At 63.5% G+C, this 16,382-nt stretch carries 15 protein-coding genes; 8 read left to right on the top strand and 7 right to left on the bottom strand.

Going from position 1 to position 16,382, the window contains the following annotated elements:
• Positions 1-34 precede the first annotated feature (34 nt).
• Positions 35-589 (bottom strand): beta/gamma crystallin-related protein, encoded by a 555-nt coding sequence (locus B9N93_RS19345; protein ID WP_176225336.1) that lies wholly within the window; start codon positions 587-589, stop codon positions 35-37.
• Between the two features lie 620 nt (positions 590-1,209).
• Here B9N93_RS19345 and B9N93_RS19340 point away from each other — a divergent pair.
• From B9N93_RS19340 to B9N93_RS19325, 4 genes are all read left to right on the top strand, one after another.
• Positions 1,210-1,512: a DUF3240 family protein gene (locus B9N93_RS19340; protein ID WP_085215850.1), complete on the top strand. Its 303-nt coding sequence runs from the start codon at positions 1,210-1,212 to the stop codon at positions 1,510-1,512.
• 75 nt (positions 1,513-1,587) lie between these two features.
• Positions 1,588-2,712, top strand: a complete 1,125-nt coding sequence (locus tag B9N93_RS19335; RefSeq protein ID WP_085216344.1) for an efflux RND transporter periplasmic adaptor subunit — start codon at positions 1,588-1,590, stop codon at positions 2,710-2,712.
• Positions 2,713-2,718: 6 nt separating this feature from the next.
• Positions 2,719-5,814: an efflux RND transporter permease subunit gene (locus tag B9N93_RS19330; protein WP_085215849.1), complete on the top strand. Its 3,096-nt coding sequence runs from the start codon at positions 2,719-2,721 to the stop codon at positions 5,812-5,814.
• A gap of 475 nt (positions 5,815-6,289) precedes the next feature.
• Positions 6,290-6,718 (top strand): hypothetical protein, encoded by a 429-nt coding sequence (locus B9N93_RS19325; protein WP_085215848.1) that lies wholly within the window; start codon positions 6,290-6,292, stop codon positions 6,716-6,718.
• A gap of 69 nt (positions 6,719-6,787) precedes the next feature.
• Here B9N93_RS19325 and B9N93_RS19320 read toward each other — a convergent pair whose 3' ends face one another.
• Positions 6,788-8,893 carry a radical SAM protein gene (locus tag B9N93_RS19320; RefSeq protein ID WP_176225335.1) on the bottom strand — a complete coding sequence of 702 codons (2,106 nt, stop codon included), beginning with the start codon at positions 8,891-8,893 and terminating at the stop codon, positions 6,788-6,790.
• 177 nt (positions 8,894-9,070) lie between these two features.
• On the opposite strand from B9N93_RS19320, the gene bamE reads away from it, so the two are divergent.
• Entirely contained in the window at positions 9,071-9,349 is a 279-nt protein-coding gene (bamE, locus tag B9N93_RS19315) for an outer membrane protein assembly factor BamE domain-containing protein (protein WP_125469069.1), read from the top strand.
• A 28-nt stretch (positions 9,350-9,377) separates the two neighbouring features.
• On the opposite strand, the gene B9N93_RS19310 is transcribed toward bamE, so the two are convergent.
• The gene (locus B9N93_RS19310; RefSeq protein WP_085215845.1) at positions 9,378-10,421 is read right to left on the bottom strand and encodes a hypothetical protein; all 1,044 of its coding nucleotides are present in this window, start codon (positions 10,419-10,421) and stop codon (positions 9,378-9,380) included.
• Between the two features lie 126 nt (positions 10,422-10,547).
• Here B9N93_RS19310 and greB point away from each other — a divergent pair, with 126 nt between their 5' ends.
• Entirely contained in the window at positions 10,548-11,048 is a 501-nt protein-coding gene (greB, locus tag B9N93_RS19305) for a transcription elongation factor GreB (protein ID WP_085215844.1), read from the top strand.
• Positions 11,049-11,105: 57 nt separating this feature from the next.
• On the opposite strand, the gene B9N93_RS19300 is transcribed toward greB, so the two are convergent.
• From B9N93_RS19300 to B9N93_RS19285, 4 genes are all read right to left on the bottom strand, one after another.
• Positions 11,106-12,368, bottom strand: coding sequence for a glycerophosphodiester phosphodiesterase family protein (locus B9N93_RS19300; protein WP_085215843.1), 1,263 nt, complete (start codon positions 12,366-12,368; stop codon positions 11,106-11,108).
• A 139-nt stretch (positions 12,369-12,507) separates the two neighbouring features.
• The gene (locus tag B9N93_RS19295) at positions 12,508-13,236 is read right to left on the bottom strand and encodes an esterase family protein (protein ID WP_085215842.1); all 729 of its coding nucleotides are present in this window, start codon (positions 13,234-13,236) and stop codon (positions 12,508-12,510) included.
• Positions 13,233-14,186, bottom strand: a complete 954-nt coding sequence (locus B9N93_RS19290) for an acetylxylan esterase (protein WP_085215841.1) — start codon at positions 14,184-14,186, stop codon at positions 13,233-13,235. The genes B9N93_RS19295 and B9N93_RS19290 overlap by 4 nt, the downstream gene beginning before the upstream one ends.
• A gap of 106 nt (positions 14,187-14,292) precedes the next feature.
• Positions 14,293-14,895 carry a pseudouridine synthase gene (locus B9N93_RS19285; RefSeq protein WP_085215840.1) on the bottom strand — a complete coding sequence of 201 codons (603 nt, stop codon included), beginning with the start codon at positions 14,893-14,895 and terminating at the stop codon, positions 14,293-14,295.
• 458 nt (positions 14,896-15,353) lie between these two features.
• Here B9N93_RS19285 and B9N93_RS19280 point away from each other — a divergent pair, with 458 nt between their 5' ends.
• Both B9N93_RS19280 and B9N93_RS19275 read left to right on the top strand, forming a co-directional pair.
• Positions 15,354-15,992 carry an alpha/beta hydrolase gene (locus tag B9N93_RS19280; protein WP_085215839.1) on the top strand — a complete coding sequence of 213 codons (639 nt, stop codon included), beginning with the start codon at positions 15,354-15,356 and terminating at the stop codon, positions 15,990-15,992.
• A gap of 170 nt (positions 15,993-16,162) precedes the next feature.
• Positions 16,163-16,366, top strand: coding sequence for a hypothetical protein (locus B9N93_RS19275; protein WP_085215838.1), 204 nt, complete (start codon positions 16,163-16,165; stop codon positions 16,364-16,366).
• The last annotated feature ends 16 nt before the right edge of the window (positions 16,367-16,382 follow it).

Raw genomic sequence — 16,382 nt, 5'->3', positions numbered from 1 at the left:
GCGGACGGTGGGGTTTGTCCAAGAACCCGCAGGTTTATGCCGTTTCGGAATCCGGCCTTATCGAGGAAATGGCATCGTTGTCAAAAAAGCCGTCCGGGCCGGAATAGAATCCATTTTGGTTGGGACCGCCCTTATCGGAGAGCGCCCAGCGCTGGCCGCTGAAATTGGTATCCCGGTAGGCCGACCAGTTGCCCCGCACGATGATCGCCGAGGACACCTGGTCGTTGAAACCGATGTAAGGGAAATCGGCATTGGCTTCGGTGAAGGACACCATGCGGCCATTGAAATCGCCATCGCCGAACAGGACGGCCAGGGGCAGTCCTTTGTCCTTGGGGACCGGGCGCAGGGAGGAGATATTGTCGTGCGAGCCGCCCCAGGTGTCGGGCGTGGGGTATTCGCCGGGTTTCAAGACCCAGCACTTGCCGTTGTAATCGCCGTCGGCGTAGACCAGCCAGGTTCCCCTCACCACGATGATGGACGAGGTTTTGTCGTTGAAGTTATGGTCGCGGCCCAGGCTGGAGCCACATTGGTTGATATCGACCCGGCGGCCGCTGAAGTTCTCATGTTCGAATAAGACGATATGGGGCATATGAATCACCTTGTTGGCTGTTGCGATATTTGTTATCGAGACCGGAAACTGGCTATTTCGTCTAACGGGTTTAACCTCCTCGCGGCGGGTTGGAATAAGGGTTCCCCGGCCCGGTGCCGGGGGCTTGGATCGTTCGATCCCGGTCGGCGCGGCCTTCGACCGGGAGTTCCGCCCAGGGGTTTGGGTCGCTACCCTGTGGGAATCCATCCGCCCAGGACGGACGCCCCGCGCTTTCAACGAGCGACATTTCCCGAAAATTGGGATCGCACCGTAAATCGTGACATAGTGTATTTTGAATTATCGATTTTGTGAACTCAATTGCGACGGATAAAGCGTTTTATATGTTCTTTATTAGAGCATCTATCCGGGCCTTGTTCTTTGTTTGGAGCGATGGAGGTCCGAGGCGACTGACGATGTGATTGCTGGCGGAGTCCGATTCCTTGGCGGCGGCGGGCTTTCGATGAGGTATTGAGCCAGGGCGGGAACTACCGCGAGCGCGGGCAACACGGGAGAACTTCTTGGGTGGCCGCCGTCATCCGGTTATCGCCGCCCGCGCCGCGCTAAAATCCCCCACGGCTCCGCGCCACCCCAACCCAACCCGAAAACCCAGGAATCTGCCCATGCCCGAATCCACCCTGTTGACCCTGATTTGCCCGCCCAGCCTGGAAGAGTCCCTGGTCGATTGGCTGCTCGAATGCCTGCCCGATCATGGGTTCAGCACCTTCCCGGTGAACGGCCATTCCAGCCGCCACCAAGGCTTGACCCTGGCCGAGCAGGTCGCGGGCCGCAAGCGCCAAATCCGGTTCGATCTGCATGCGCCGGAGGCCGAACTGTTCCGGCTGGTCGAGCGTCTTACCACCGAGTTCGCCGGGACCGGGCTGCATTACTGGATGACGCCGGTCTTGGCCCAAGGCCGGGTATAGCCGCGTCCGCCGCTGGCATCGGCCTTGCTGTTCCTGTGCGGATATCCGCTATATTCGCTCATTCCCGAGGATTCGATGAAACTACCGCTCGCCTGGATGCTCGCGCTGATCCTGCCTAATGCCTGGGCCGGTATCGCCCCCGTCCCTTCCCAGGCCACCGAGCTATCCGTCCACGCCCCGCCCGCGCTTTTGCAAAAGCTGGTGATCGAGCCGGTGGCCGAGGCCCATTTCACCGAAACCCTGCGGCTGCCGGGCCGGGTGGCCCTGGACGAACACCGCGTGGCCCGCATCGGTCCCAGCATCAGTGGCCGCGTCACCGAGATCAAAGCCTTCATCGGCCAAAGCGTCCAGAAGGGCGATGTCCTGGCCCTCATCAACAGCACCGAACTGGGGGCCGCCCAGGCCGCCTATCTCAAGGCCAAGACCCAGGTCGGTTTGCAGCGCTTGGCGGTGCAGCGGGCGCGGCGTTTGTTCGAGGAAGGCATCATCAGCCAAGCCACCCTGCACGAGCGGGAAGGTGCCTTGGCCGAGGCCGAGGTCGAACTCCGGGCCGGCGATGGCCAGTTGGAAGTCATGGGCATGAGTTCCGCCGCCATCCGCCGTTTGGCCGAGACCGGCCATATCGATTCCATGACCCCGGTGACGGCCACCCTCACCGGAACGGTGCTGGAGCGCCAGATATCGGTGGGGCAAATCGCCCAGCCCGCCGACGATTTGTTCACCGTCGCCGACCTGTCCCAGGTTTGGGTGGTGGCGGAAGCCCCGGAGCAGGACGCCCACCGGGTCGAGCTGGGCCGCTATGCCGAGGTGGAAATCCCGGCCCTGCTCCAGCAGCGCATCACCGGGCGCTTGATTTATGTGGCCGACACCGTGAACCCGATCACGCGCACCGTAACGGTGCGGATGGCGGTTGAAAACGCCCAACACCGGATCAAACCGGAGATGCTGGCGAACATGGTGATCCGCCGTTCCTCGGAACCGGGGCTGGTGATTCCGGCCCAGGCGGTGGTGCGGGTGGACGACCGCGACCATGTGTTCGTGCAGACCGGCGGCGACCATTTCGAACTGCGCCCGGTGGCGCTGGGCGTGGAGCAGGATGGGCGGCGGCGGGTGGTGGAAGGTTTGAGCTACGGCCAGCGCATCGTGGTGGACGGCGCGTTCCATCTCAACAACGAGCGCATCCGCAAGGAATTGGAGTAGCCCGCCATGGAGGGTTTGATCCGCGCCGCGCTCGGGCAGCGGCTGATCGTGCTGGTGATCGCCCTGGCCTTGGTCGCCGCCGGGGTGGTGGCCTTCCGGCAACTCTCGGTCGATGCCTTCCCCGATGTGACCAATGTCCAGGTGCAGGTGGCGGTGGAAGCGCCGGGCCGCTCGCCGGAGGAGGTCGAGCGCTTCGTCACCGTGCCGCTGGAAATCGCCATGACCGGCCTCCCAGGCCTGGCCGAGTTGCGTTCGGTCAACCGCAACGCCCTGTCCCAGATCGTCCTGGTGTTCAGCGACGACACCGATGTTTATTTCGCCCGCCAATTGGTGCTGGAGCGCCTGATCGAGGCGGCGGCGAACCTGCCGGAAGGCGTCACGCCGGTGTTGGGGCCGGTGTCATCGGGTTTGGGCGAGGTTTATCAATACACCCTCGAACGCCCGGACGACGGCGGCCGCGAACTGACCCTCCAGGAACTGACCGACCGCCGCACCGTCCAGGACTGGGTGGTGCGGCCCTTGTTGCGCGGGGTGCCGGGCGTGGCCGAGATCAATTCCATCGGCGGCCTGGAACGCCAATACCAAGTGCTGCCCAATCCCGACCGCCTGCGCCATTACGGGTTGACGCTGAAGGAGGTCTATACCGCCCTGGCGCTCAACAACGCCAACAGCGGCGGCGGCAAGCTGCCGCGCTACGCCGAGCAATACCTGATCCGCGGCGTGGGCTTGATCGAGGGTGTGGAGGATATCGAGGAAATCGTCCTCAAGGAGATCGACGGCACGCCGGTCTTCATCCGCGACGTGGCCGAGGTGCGGATCGGGGCGGCCGGACGTTCGGGCGCGGTCATCAATAACGGCGTGACCGAAGCGGTGGGCGGCATCGTCCTGTCGATCCGTGGCGGCAACGCCAAGCGCATCGTGTCCCAGGTCAAGCAGCGGGTGGAAGAGATCAACGGCCAGGACATGCTGCCGGACGGGCTGAGGATCGTGCCGTTCTACGACCGTTCCGAACTGGTGGACGCCGCCGTCCATACCGTCGCCAAGGTCTTGCTTGAAGGCGTGGCCCTGGTGGTGGTGGTCTTGCTGCTCTATCTGGGCGATCTCAGGTCCAGCCTGATCGTGGTGGCGACCCTGGTGGTCACGCCGCTCTGCACCTTCATGGCGATGAACCATTTCGGCATTTCCGCCAACCTGATGTCGCTGGGAGGGCTGGCCATCGCCATCGGCATCATGGTGGACGGCTCGGTGGTGGTGGTGGAGAACACCTTCCGCCATCTGGGCGAGGCCAAGGACAAGGGCGACCGCCTCTTGACCGTGCTGCTGGCGGCGACCGAGGTGGCGACGCCGGTGCTGTTCGGGGTGGGCATCATCTGTCTGGTGTTCCTGCCCTTGATGACCCTGGAAGGCATCGAGGGCAAGCTGTTCGCCCCCCTGGCCTATACCATCGCCATCGCCTTGCTGGTTTCGCTGGTGCTGTCGTTGACCCTGTCGCCGGTCCTGTGCGCCTATCTGCTCAAGGGCGGGGCCGAACACGATACGCCCGTTATCGCCTTCATGAAGCGGCCCTATCTCAAGCTATTGGATGTGGCGCTGGGGAATCCGGTCACGGTGGTGGTGGCGGCGGTGGCGGTGCTGGGCTTGAGCCTGTCGCTCTTGCCCTTCCTGGGTTCCTCGTTCATCCCGGAGATGAACGAGGGGACCATCGTGCCGGGCATCAACCGGGTGCCCAGCATGTCGCTGGCCGAGTCGATCAAGCTGGAAGCGGAAGCCATGCGGCTGGTGATGGAGGTGCCGGGCGTGGCCGGGGTGGTGTCGCAACTGGGCCGCAGCGAAAGCCCCACCGATCCCCAGCCGGAAAATGAATCCACCCCCATCGCCACCTTGAAGCCGCGCGCGGCCATGCCGGAAGGCTGGGACCAAACTACGGTGACGGAGGCTATCCGCGAGAAGCTCAAGGTCTTGCCGGGGGTGCAGGTGGTGATGGCCCAGCCGATTTCCGACCGGGTGGACGAGATGGTCACGGGAGTGCGCTCCGATATCGCCATCAAGGTGTTCGGCGACGATTTGGCCGAACTCAAGCGGCTGGCCGACGCAATCGTGAGGGTGCTGAACACGGTCGAGGGCAGCGCCGATATTCGGGTGGAGCGTCTCAGCGGCCAGCAATACCTGACCATCGATATCGACCGCCGCGCCATCGCCCGCCATGGCATCAATGTGGCCGATATCAACGATATCATCGAGACCGCCATCGGCGGGCGGGTCAGCACCGAGGTCTACGAGGGCGAGCGGCGCTTCTCGGCGGTGGTCAGGTTCCCGGAAAACTTCCGCGGCAGTCCCGAGGCCATCGGCGAAATCCTCCTGAAATCGCCCAACGGAGCTTTGGTGCGGCTGGACGATCTGGCCCAGGTCCGGGTGGTGGACGGCCCGGCCCAGATCAGCCGGGAAATGGCCAAGCGCCGCATCGTGATCGGGGCCAATGTCCGGGGCCGCGACCTCGGCGGCTTCGTGGCAGAATTGCAGCAAAAGGTGGGCGCGGAGATAAAACTGCCGCCCGGTTATTTCCTGCGGTGGGGCGGGCAGTTCGAAAACCTGGAACGGGCCATGAACCGGCTCAAGCTCATCATCCCCATCACCATCGGGGCGATCTTCTTCTTATTGTTCCTGTTGTTCAATTCGCTCAGGTTCGCCGCGCTCATCATCCTGGTGCTGCCGTTCGCGTCCATGGGCGGCATCGTTTCGCTGTACCTGACCGGGGAATATCTGTCGGTGCCGGCCTCGGTGGGCTTCATCACCTTGTGGGGTATCGCGGTGTTGAATGGCGTGGTGTTGGTGTCCTATATCCGGGGTTTGCGCGGGCAGGGCTTGCCGCAACGGGAAGCCATCGCCGAGGGTTGCCGCCAGCGTTTCCGCCCGGTGATGATGACCGCGACCGTCGCCATGCTGGGCCTGATTCCCTTCCTGTTCTCGACCGGGCCGGGTTCGGAGGTGCAAAGGCCGCTCGCCATCGTGGTGATCGGCGGTTTGATCTCGTCCACCTTGCTGACCTTAGTGGTGTTGCCCGCGCTGTATCGTTGGTTCGAGCGGGAGGCGGCGGGCTCCTAAAGCATTTTCGGTTTGGGTGTGTGCTCAGCCGTGGGCATGTGCTCATGCCCGTCCTTGTATCTACAGATTGTAGGTCGTGGGCCACGGCCTGAAGCGGCGCTGGCCGGGAGGATTCCGGCGGTTACTGGATATTCTGCGGGTTTTCAAATCAACGCCGACGAATTTTATCCATACTGTGAAAAAAGGCCGATTATTAGGTATTTATACATAGCGTCTATCCTTCATGGAAGCGTCATATTTCCCGGCCATAAGCGTTGTCAAATCGTATATCTATAGTCCGGCCAGGTATCGCGGTTAATATGACCGCTTATTTCAGGCAATAAATCACTGATACTGGTTTTCCCGAGTTTTACACTGCTCTCCGGGCTTGGGTCCATCCCAAGCCCGATCAGGGACGCTGCCGTTCCGGCGGGCGGGGGAACTCCCGCCGGGGCGTGGGTGGCCAAACGATTCCGCTTCTTTCGAGGAAACCATCATGAGCATGAGCAAACGCATCATTTTCCTGGCACCGCTGTTCGCCGCGGCTTCCATCTATGCCAGCGCCGCGGTGTCGGCGGTGCCCCCGGTCGATGGCGTGGGTAAACCGGCCTATGTCACCTGCCCCGTGTCCACCACCGGGACGACATCGACCGCCATCTACCATTTCGACAAGGTCATTTTCACCATCGTCGGCAAGTTGCAGGCGACCAATACGGCGGACCAGCAGGCGCTGGAAAACTTGGTGGCGAATAATTTCAAGAAGCCGCTGGATATCAAGATTCTCGATAATCCCCGCACCGTGGCCGATTTGAAAGGCAAGGTGCTGACCTTCCTGGGGGCCGATCCGAAGATTCCCGAAAATTGGTTGTCCATCGAGATCACTGACGTGGAATACGCCGCCGTTGTCTGTCCGAAAACCCCCTGATTCCCTTTGCCGGGAAGTGCGCGGGCCGACCCGGTTTCCGGGCCGGCCTTTTTTATGCCCGCGTCCGGCCTATTGGGGCGCGAGCAATTGGTAGCCGATGGAAAACCGCAGTTGGCGATATTGCCGGTCGGGCGCGGCCTCCAGATGGATTTGCGGATCGTCGGTTTCGAACAACAGGACGCCATCCCGTTGCCCGCTGAAGTTGGATAGAGTGACCGCCAAAGGATGCGGCTTCCCGGTGTGGTCGATGGCCTCGGCCTCGTGGATGACCATCCGCGCCGCCGTGTTGATCGGGTCGAAACGGAACGCCTGAATCCCGGCTCTTTCTCCCAACTCGAACGCGATATCCTGCCGCCCCAGGCTTGGGATCAAGGGCTGGATCATCGAGTCCGCCTCGCTATAGCCCGTTCCGGTGTCGATGAACAACTGGGCGCAATAGGCGCTGCCCTGGCGTTGGGCCAGCACTTGTTCCAGGGTTTCCTGGGCGTAGCTCAGCGCCACCACCAGGCTGTGGCAGCTTTCCGCCGGGAAGCCCACCAGGGCGATTTGCGGGTCTTGGCAGGCGAACACCATCTGGCCCGTCCGCGCTTCCGTCATGTTCAGCGGCAGGAAGCGGACCGGATGTTCCCGCCCGTCCGGCCCGAGGGCGGTGATTTTGTGGATGGCGACGGCGGTGGGACCGTTCATGGGGTCCAGCCGCAGGTTGCGCGGCGCGGGCCGGGTGCCCAGCTTGAATTCCAGGGTTTGCACGTCCTGGGTATTGGCCACGCCGTGGATGATGGATTCGGCCTCGCTGAAGCCTTCGCCGCTGTCGATATAAAGCTGGGCATAATCGGCCATGGCGGGAAAGGCTTCCCCGAACCTGGCTTTGTACCAACCGGCATAGGCTGAAACCATGCTCCAAAAGTTATCGATCTTGGGATAGCTCTTTTGCTTCAGACAGGCCGCGCAGATTTTCATCGGGTATTGGCCTTGGCGTATCGCCGCCCGGGTTTGGGAGAATCCGATGCCGCTCCAAATCGCCTCGCCGTCGTGGGCGTCGAGATGGCCCAGGTAGGCATTGGAAAAACCGAAACAACAAGGCCGCACCGCGCCTTGTTGGTTGACATAGAAGGTTTTGAAGGGCTGGGAGCATTGGAACCCGGTGGCCGGTTCCGGGGTGCGGATATCCAGGAATTGATCGATGGTTGCTGCCGTTTGGTCCATGGCGGTGGCGGGCCGGGCGCGTTCCGCCTTGGGCGGGACCAGGGCCTTGACGGTCTTGGCGGTCTGTTTGAGTTCGGCGATGGGCACGGTGGCGACGTTGCCGTCGCCCCTGCCCCAGAGCAAGCGGCCCCGCACGGTGGCTTCCTCCTCGGGCGTGGCGGCGGTGGCGACATTGCTGAATTCATCGACCAGGGCCAAGCCGCGCTGGCGGGCCAGGCGGTGGGCTGCTTCCAGTAACTTGCCTTCCACCTGGGGCCGCATCACCGCGCCATGGGCGTGCAGCATGGGCAGGGTTTCGTAGGCGTGCATGGGTTTCAGGTAAATCGTATTGACGCCGCGGTCGGCCATCAACGCCACGAAGTCCACGATGCGGTCCATATGGTGCTGGAAGGCGATGGAGTTGATCTCAATCTCGGGGTAACGGCTACCGCGTTCGGTCTTGATACGGTGCAAGCGGGCGAGACCGTCCAGCACGGTATCGAATCCGCCGCCCAGGTAGACGTTCTCATAATCCTCCGGGGAAGCGCCGGAGAAACTCACCGTGACCCGGAAGATTTTGCGGTCCACCAGGAATTGGCAAAGTTCCTCGCCGAGGTTCATGCCGTTGGTGAAGAAATCCACCAGCACCTCGTATCGCAGGATGGAATCCAATAAGCCCACGAATTCGGGATGCACGGTGGGTTCGCCATAGCCATAGCAATGCACCAGCAGGGTATGGGATAACAGGGGTTCCAGGGCTTCGATATACTTGGGATCGAGGAAACCGCGTTCCTCCGATTTGAGGGCGTACAAACGGTAGGGATTCAGCTCGGAAAACACGCTGCACATGGCGCATTTCAGATTACAGACGTTGCTGATTTCCAGGAATATTTCCAAGGGGTGGCCGGGGGATTCCCGGCCTTCCAAATGGCCTTGGAAAGATTTGATCGTCCGCTGTTTATGCGTGGAGAAACCGGGTTTCGCTGTCATCGCGGGAAGTCCTGTGGCAAGGGAGTGTTCGATGCCGCGCCATCGGGACCGAGGGCGGCGTTGATGGGAAGTTATAACCTTAGAAGCCGGGGCAAGGCGAGCGGATCGCCGACGGCGGTTACGGAGCGGTGGATGCCGGGTTAGAATCGCCGCTTCCATTCATTCGGGGAGCCTGAGATGAAGCATTCCACGTGGGGCGCGGGTCGGCGGATCATACTGATGGCGGGATTGGCCTTGGGCTTGGCGGGTTGCGGCAGCCCGGTCAACCAGCGCAATTACGATCAATTGAAGATGGGCATGGAGTTCGACCAGGTCGTCAAGCTCCTGGGCAAACCCAGCGAGTGCGACGCGGTGATGGCGATCAAGAACTGCCGCTGGGGCAAGCCGCCCGCCGCTACCATCAGCGTGCGCTTCATCGCCGACCAGGTGGTCTTGTTCAAGGCGCAGGGCTTGTAGGCGTCCCGCTGGCGGCGGTGCCCGCCGTTCACACGGTATAGTCCACCTGCTGCACCGTGCCGGTGCCACCGTCCTCGCGCAAAAACAGGCCGGTGGCGGACACCTGGCCGAGGTTGCGGTTTTGCCCATCGTTCAATTGGAATGGCGTGGCGGCGCTGCCGAGATAGATCGCCCCGACGCCCATCTGCCCCAACCCCACCAACTTCGACCCGCCCGCGTCGTCGCGTATCCAAAGCCTGAGCCGGTCGTAGACCGCATCGCCCTCGTCGATGAAGCCGTTGTGGTCTTGGTCGTACTGGGCCAATTCCGCGAAGCCGCTGCCCGAGGTCGGTCCGAACAATTCCTTGCCGTTGTCGATGCTGCCGTTGCCGTTCTGGTCCAGGGCCAGGAGGGCGCTGCCGGGTTTCAGGTTGGCGATCTGCTCGCTGTCGCCGTCGCTGTCGAGGTCGAATTCGAAGCGGGCGTCGCCGAGTTCCGCCGCCTTGCCGCCGTAGTTGATGACCAGGGGATCGACCTTGACCGGGGCGTTCGCCGCCGCCCCGATTTGCAAGCGCGAGGTGAATTCCCGGCTCATGTTGAGCTTGGCCGAGAATTGCAGGGTCTGGCCATCGGCGGTCTTGACCGTCCCGCTGGCGCTGAATGAAGTGGCTTCCGTTTCCCGGCGGGTCACGGTGGTGCTGAGCGTCAAGCCGGTGTTGCTGGAATTGGCGCGGGCGGGGGGGGACGGGCTGGCGCTGGTGGCCGTTGAACCGCCTTGCAGCGCCTGCCGCAACTGCCCCGGCGTCGCGACCACCAGGTCGTGGCCGGTGACGAGCTTGAACAGGCGGCGGATCAGGGCGATGTTGAGCCGGTCCTTGGAACTCAAGCCATCGTCCGGGTCGGTGGACGCGCTCGTGGGGGCCGAGGCGGCGGCGCTCAGGGCGTGGTCGCTGAGGGTCAGCATATCGGTGACGGTGGCGCGGGCACTGTTTTCGGACGGCGCGGCGCGGATTTGCAGGGAAGTTTGGCGGCTTTCGGTCTGGCTGGCCTGATGCCGGGTTTGCATCTGGATGGACGAAGTGACGACGCGCATGGCTGGACCTCCGGGCGGGCGGGTAATGGGGTTATCGACCGCAAGCGCGGAGGCTTGAGTCCCGTGCCTATCGGTGTGCGGCGCTTATAATGGGAACCCCGATCCAAGCCGACCCGAGTCCACCCCATGTCCCGCTGGCGACCCGCCTCTCCCAAATCCTCCCCCTACATCACCGCTCCCGGCTACCGCCGCCTCGAAACCGAACTCAAGGCACTGTGGGAGCGCCGCGCCGATGTGACCCAGCACCTCGCCGCCGCCGCCGCCGAGGGCGACCGCTCGGAGAACGCCGAGTACCTCTACCGCAAGAAGGAACTGCGCGGCATCGACCGCCGCATCCGTTATCTGCAAAAGCGCCTGCCGTTGTTGACGGTGGTGGACCAAGTGCCCAGGCAGGCCGACCGGGTATTCTTCGGTGCCTGGGTGACGCTGGAGGACGCGGCGGGGGCCGAAACCACCTACCGCATCGTCGGCGCGGACGAGATCGACACCCAGCAAGGCTGGATCAGCGTGGACGCGCCCCTGGCGCGGGCGCTGCTCAAGAAGGCCATCGACGACGAGGTGAGCGTGGCGACACCGGGCGGATTGGCACGTTGGTTCGTCGTCGATGTGCGCTATGGGGAGGAATAGGCCGTCGGCCAGCGGATCGAGAGGCGGAACCCGCCCCGATGCCACGGCCAAACGCCTTTAGAGGCCCATGCAGTTGGCGTAATAGGTCACGGTGCCCGGCCAGTCGGAGAAGATGCCCCGGATGCCCACTTGGCGGCCCAGCACGTCCAGCGCTTCCAGGGCCACGCCTTCGTTTTTCTTGTTGGCGAGCACGTTCTCGACGCTCTGGTAATAGAATCCGCCGCTGCCGTCGGCCAGGATGCCGGAACGTTCCAGGGTCCAGGTGATGAGGTCGAGTCCGACCGCCTTGGCGGCTTTGGCTGCCTTGGAGGGTACGAAGCCGGTGCCCGCCTTGTTCGGGGCCAGCAAGACCCAGGTCGGCGGTGCCCAAATCTTCACGCCCTGGTCCACCCAGCTTTGCATCTCGGCCTGGGTCGGGACCGGGATCGGCGGGTTGGCGGTCAGGTCGGCGTCGTCGAGGTAGACCGCCTGGGCACCGAACGCGGGTTCGTTCTGGACCCAGTACAGCACGTCGCCAAGGTTGAAGGACTGGGCGAACACCTGGGAGGCCGGCACTCCGGCTTCCTTGTATTCGTCGATCATTTTCTGGGCGTATTGCTCTTGGCTGAAGCCATCGAACGGCATGGCGACCGCGGGCGATTTCAGTTCCGGGGTCATCTTCACGCCCAGTTTTTTGAACAGCGCGATGCTTTCCTTATGGGTCATCAAGGTGCCGCTGGAAGGACCGGCGTAGAGGTCGGTGCGGAAGCTGGCGGTGCCGCCCTGGTATTCCTCGGGGGTTTTGGCACGGGGGTTGGAGGCGTCCATCTTGCCGCGCAGCATCTTGAATTCGGCCAGGGTGATATCGCTGGTGCGGCATTCGGCCTTGGCCGGGGACAGTAGGTTGCCGCCGGCGTCGAAGCTGGCCGGTTGGAACGGCGTGGTGCATTTGGCCGCGAGTTCGGGGAGGGTGAGGATGTTGGTGGTGGTGTGCAGGTCGTTCTGGGCGTGGCGGCAGACCAGTTCCTTGTCCTTGGTGAAGGTCACGTCGCACTCGACGATGCCGGCCCCCATGCGGGCGGCGGCTTCGTAGGATTCGCGGGTGTGTTCGGGGAATTGCAGGGCCGCGCCGCGGTGGCCGATGGAGAAATCGGTCTTGTGGAACGGACCTTCCTGGCAGGATAGCGAGGACAGGCGCTTCTTCAGCGGGCCGGGACTCATATCGTCCACCAGGAAATAAGGGCGCACGCCCACTTGCACATTGATGACTTCCGCCTGGGACAAGACCGGCAGGGCGGCGCACAGGGAACCTAGGGCCAGGGTCGCGATGGGCTTCAACATGGGTACCTCGTGGAATGGGAAGGTGGTGCCTGCCGCCCGGATTGGCGGCGCGGCGGACGATACCCAGGCTGTGTTGCGGGTTTGCGAGGCTTCGTGTGACGGGTTGGTGTCGGTGGGCGGCCCGCTTACGGCCGCGGCCTTACAGATAGAGCGGGGCCATCTTGCGCCAATACCGGCCCTGGTGGGCGCGGCCATCCCATTCGTGCAGGGCGTTCCACACGCCCTTGCCCCACAGGATGTGGCTGAGTTGGCGGTTGTTGTCGAGGAAGGGATCGTCCTTGCCGATCACCAGGATGATGTCCATCTTGCGCAGGGCTTCCAGCCGCCACTGGCATTCCAGGTTGGGCAGGTAATGGTTGGGGGTGTTGAAGTAGATGTTCTCGTCGTAGTAGCCGTCGAACAGGTTGCCGAAATGCTCGATGTTCAAGGTCAGGTCGTAGCGGCCCGAGAAGGCGCTGAGCTTCTGGAACAAATGCGGATGGCGGAAGGCGAAGTTGGCGGCGTAGAACGCGCCCAGGCTGCATCCATGGGAAATGGTGCAAGGATGCGGATTCCTGTCGGCCATGAACGGCAACACCTCGTGCAATAGATAGTCCTCGTATTGCAGATAGCGCTTGATCCGGTCGGCGGGTTGCCGCCACCAGCAATAGAAGGTCTCGTCCGCCAAACCCTCCACGCAATACAGCTGCAAATGGCCGTCCTTGATCTTGTCGGCGATGGATTGCACGATCCTGAGGTTCTCGTATTCGTAGAAACGGCCATCGCGGGTGGGGAAGACCAACACCTTGGCCCCGGCGTGGCCGAAGACCAGGAGTTCCATATCGCGGTGCAGGCGGGGGCTATGCCAGCGGTGATATTCGCGGTTCATAGGGGCGAGAAGAAATGGGCGAGGGTTTGCAGCAATGCGTGGTCCTGTTCGGACTGGCGGGGATAATCGAAATGGCCGGCCTCCAGCACGAATAACTCCTTGGGACCGGGCAGGGCGTTGTAGATGGCGAACTGGCCCGGCGGGGCCACCACCGGATCGAACAGCGCCGCCGCTACATGGACGGGGATGGCGGTCCTGCGGGCGGCGCAGGCGGCATCGTAATAGCGCAGTGTTGCCAGTACATGACCGTGGCGCTGTTCGTAGCCGCGCACGGCCTCGCCGCTGCCGAGCGTGGGCAGGCCCAGGCGCAAAGGCACATGGCCGAAGGTCGGCACCGCGAGATGGGCCAAACGGATGCGTCCATCCCAAGGCAGGGCCAGCGCCCCGATCCCGCCGCCAAAACTCGCGCCCATATAACCCACATGCCCCGCCGCGTCCGGGAACAACGCCAACAAGGCCGACACCCCCAGCCACACATCCTCCGCGCAGCCGCCCAGGATATAGCGGTCGCGCTTATCGATATCGTGCAGGACGTGGTAGGCCGGGTTGTTGGAAATAGGGGGGCGCTGGCTGCGCGACAAGCCCCGGAAACAGGGGAACAGGAAGGCCGCGCCTTCGACCGGCAGGTGGTAGTCCGGCCCGTCCCGCCCGCCGTAGCCATGCCCCACCACCACGCCGCGCCGCACCGGGCCGTGCTTGGGGATCAGCAGCCAGCCGTGGATGGTGAAATCGTCGGTGGAGCGGTAGGCGATATCGTGGCACTCGTAGGCCGGGTGCCAATCCTGGCGCTGGGACAGCCGGGGTTCGGGCCGGAGTTCCAGGGCGCGGGCGTAGCGGTCCTGCCAGAACGCGGCGAAATCCGGGGGTTCGTCGGGACAGCCGATTTGCAGCAGCCGTTCGAGGCCGTAGCCATAGGTGGGATCGAAATGATAGCCGTGAGGGAAAGCCACGCGAGACCTGTGACAGGGGGATTGGAAAGCGGCGATTGTCCGTCAAACCGGCGCGGACGCGCCACCCGGACCCCGGAAGCACAGTGCTTCCGGGGTCCGGGCCGGGTCAGGCGCGGCGGGGATGGCGCGGCGGGGGTTTCCGCCAGTGCCGGGGGTTCGGTGTCGGCGCTATGGGTTCGGCCTCGCGCCATTGGCCGGGCAACAGCCCGTCCAGCCGGTAGGGACCGATGGCCCCGCGGATCAGGCGCAGGGTGGGATAGCCCACGGCGGCGGTCATGCGGCGGACTTGGCGGTTGCGGCCTTCGCGCAAGACCAGCTCGATCCAGGCGGTGGGGATGGCGGCGCGGTAGCGGATGGGCGGATCGCGGGGCCAGAGGTTCGCGGGCTCTTCGATGAGGCGGGCCTCCGCCGGCAGGGTAGGACCGTCGTTCAGCACCACTCCCGAGCGGAGCCGCGCCAGCGCCGCCGCGTCCGGGAGCCCTTCCACCTGCGCCCAATACACCTTGGGCAACTTGTGGCGGGGGTCGGCGATGCGGGCCTGGAGCCGGCCATCGTCGGTCAGCAATAACAGCCCTTCGCTGTCGTAGTCCAAGCGGCCCGCCGGACGGATGCGGGGGATGGCGAGGTGGTCGGCCAGGGTGGGGCGCTGTTGGGCGCGGTCGGTGAACTGGCTCAGGGTGTTGTAGGGCTTGTTGAACAGAATCAGCATGGGTTCGCGACGCGGTCCGCTTAGGTCTGGGATGGTTTATCCCCCTGATTCTATGGGATAACCGCCCAACCGGATATTGGCGATCCGCCATGAGTAGGCGGGAGCCTCGCCTAAGAGCGCAAGGCGTGGCCGGTCAGGCGGCAGCCGTGTTTTATGCTATTGAGCAGGTTTGGCACGTCCTTCCACGAAAAAGCCGGTTTGTCACGTTGGCGGCGCATGGTTTCCTCCTTGGAATGAAAAACATCCTTGTCGGCCCTCGGTTTTGACATCGGCAAACGGCGGACGCGATCATTATCCTGGCATGGCACCCATCCGTTAATGAGAGAAACCGCCTATCCCGCGTCCCGTATCCTCCCCGATGGACGCAACCCGCCGCTTGCGCCAAGCTATCGAGGGTCCGGGGCGGGTCTCCGATGACCGCCAGGACGCTTGTTTTCCAACCCATCCCGCCGTTTCCCATGCCTGCAATCGAACGCCATTTGATCGACGGTCCCGACGGTAAACTCGAAGTTTTCGTCGAGCCCCACCCCAACGCCACCGGCATCGCCTTGATCGCCCATCCGCATCCCTTGTTTGGTGGCACCGCCGATAACAAGGTGGTGACCACCCTGGCCCGCACTTTCCGGGAACTCGGTTGCCATAGCCTGCGGCCCAATTTCCGGGGCGTTGGGTCCAGCGAAGGGCACTACGACGCGGGCCGGGGCGAAACCGCTGATTTGCTCGCGGCGCATGATTACGCCCTGGACCGTTTCGGCGGGGGCTTGCCGGTCTATCTGGCCGGGTTTTCTTTCGGGGCGTTCGTGACGGGCCAATTGGCTGAGCGGCTGGCCGCGGCGGGCAGTCCCGCCCGGCGCTTGGTGTTGGTGGGTACGGCAGCGGGGTTTTCCGACGGTAGCCGGGACTATGCCAGCGGGGCGATAGCCGCCGACACCCTGGTGATCCACGGCGCGGAGGACACCACCGTGCCTTTGGCCGAGGTGCTGGGTTGGGCCGAACCTTTGGAATTGGTGGTGCAGGTCGTCCCCGGTGCCGACCATTTTTTCCATCGCAAATTGCACTTGATCCGCCGCATCGTGCGGGAGGCGTGGCGGGGCTAGCCGGGCGGTCCGGCCCGCGCGGATGGCCCTGGGTTTTGTGCTACCATGCCCGCGGTTCCCATGCCTCCGGCCGCCTCGGAACGCAGCGCCGTCGCGGGATTTCCGGGAGTCCGGGGAGCCGGCGTCACGACGCATAATTTCAACAATAAGCCTTAGCGAGGAGGAGAGACATGTTCAAGATCGATACTCAAAAGTTCCTCGATCACCCGCTCCAAGCCAGTCTGCTGGTGGTCGATTTCGGATTGCTGATGTTCATGCCCCTGATACGTCCGCCGGTGTTCCTGTCCGTGTTGTTGGTGGGTGGCTTGGTCTACTTGTCCATGTATTTCGGCGCGGTCTGCGCCACGCCCGACGCCCGTTCTTCCGGCGCGTAAGCCAGCGTTCCCACCT

The organism is Methylomagnum ishizawai, from assembly GCF_900155475.1.
In the GTDB taxonomy this organism is placed as follows: Bacteria; Pseudomonadota; Gammaproteobacteria; order Methylococcales; family Methylococcaceae; genus Methylomagnum; species Methylomagnum ishizawai_A.
Note: the sequence above shows the minus strand (reverse complement) of the source record. Positions and strands in the feature narration are given on the sequence as shown.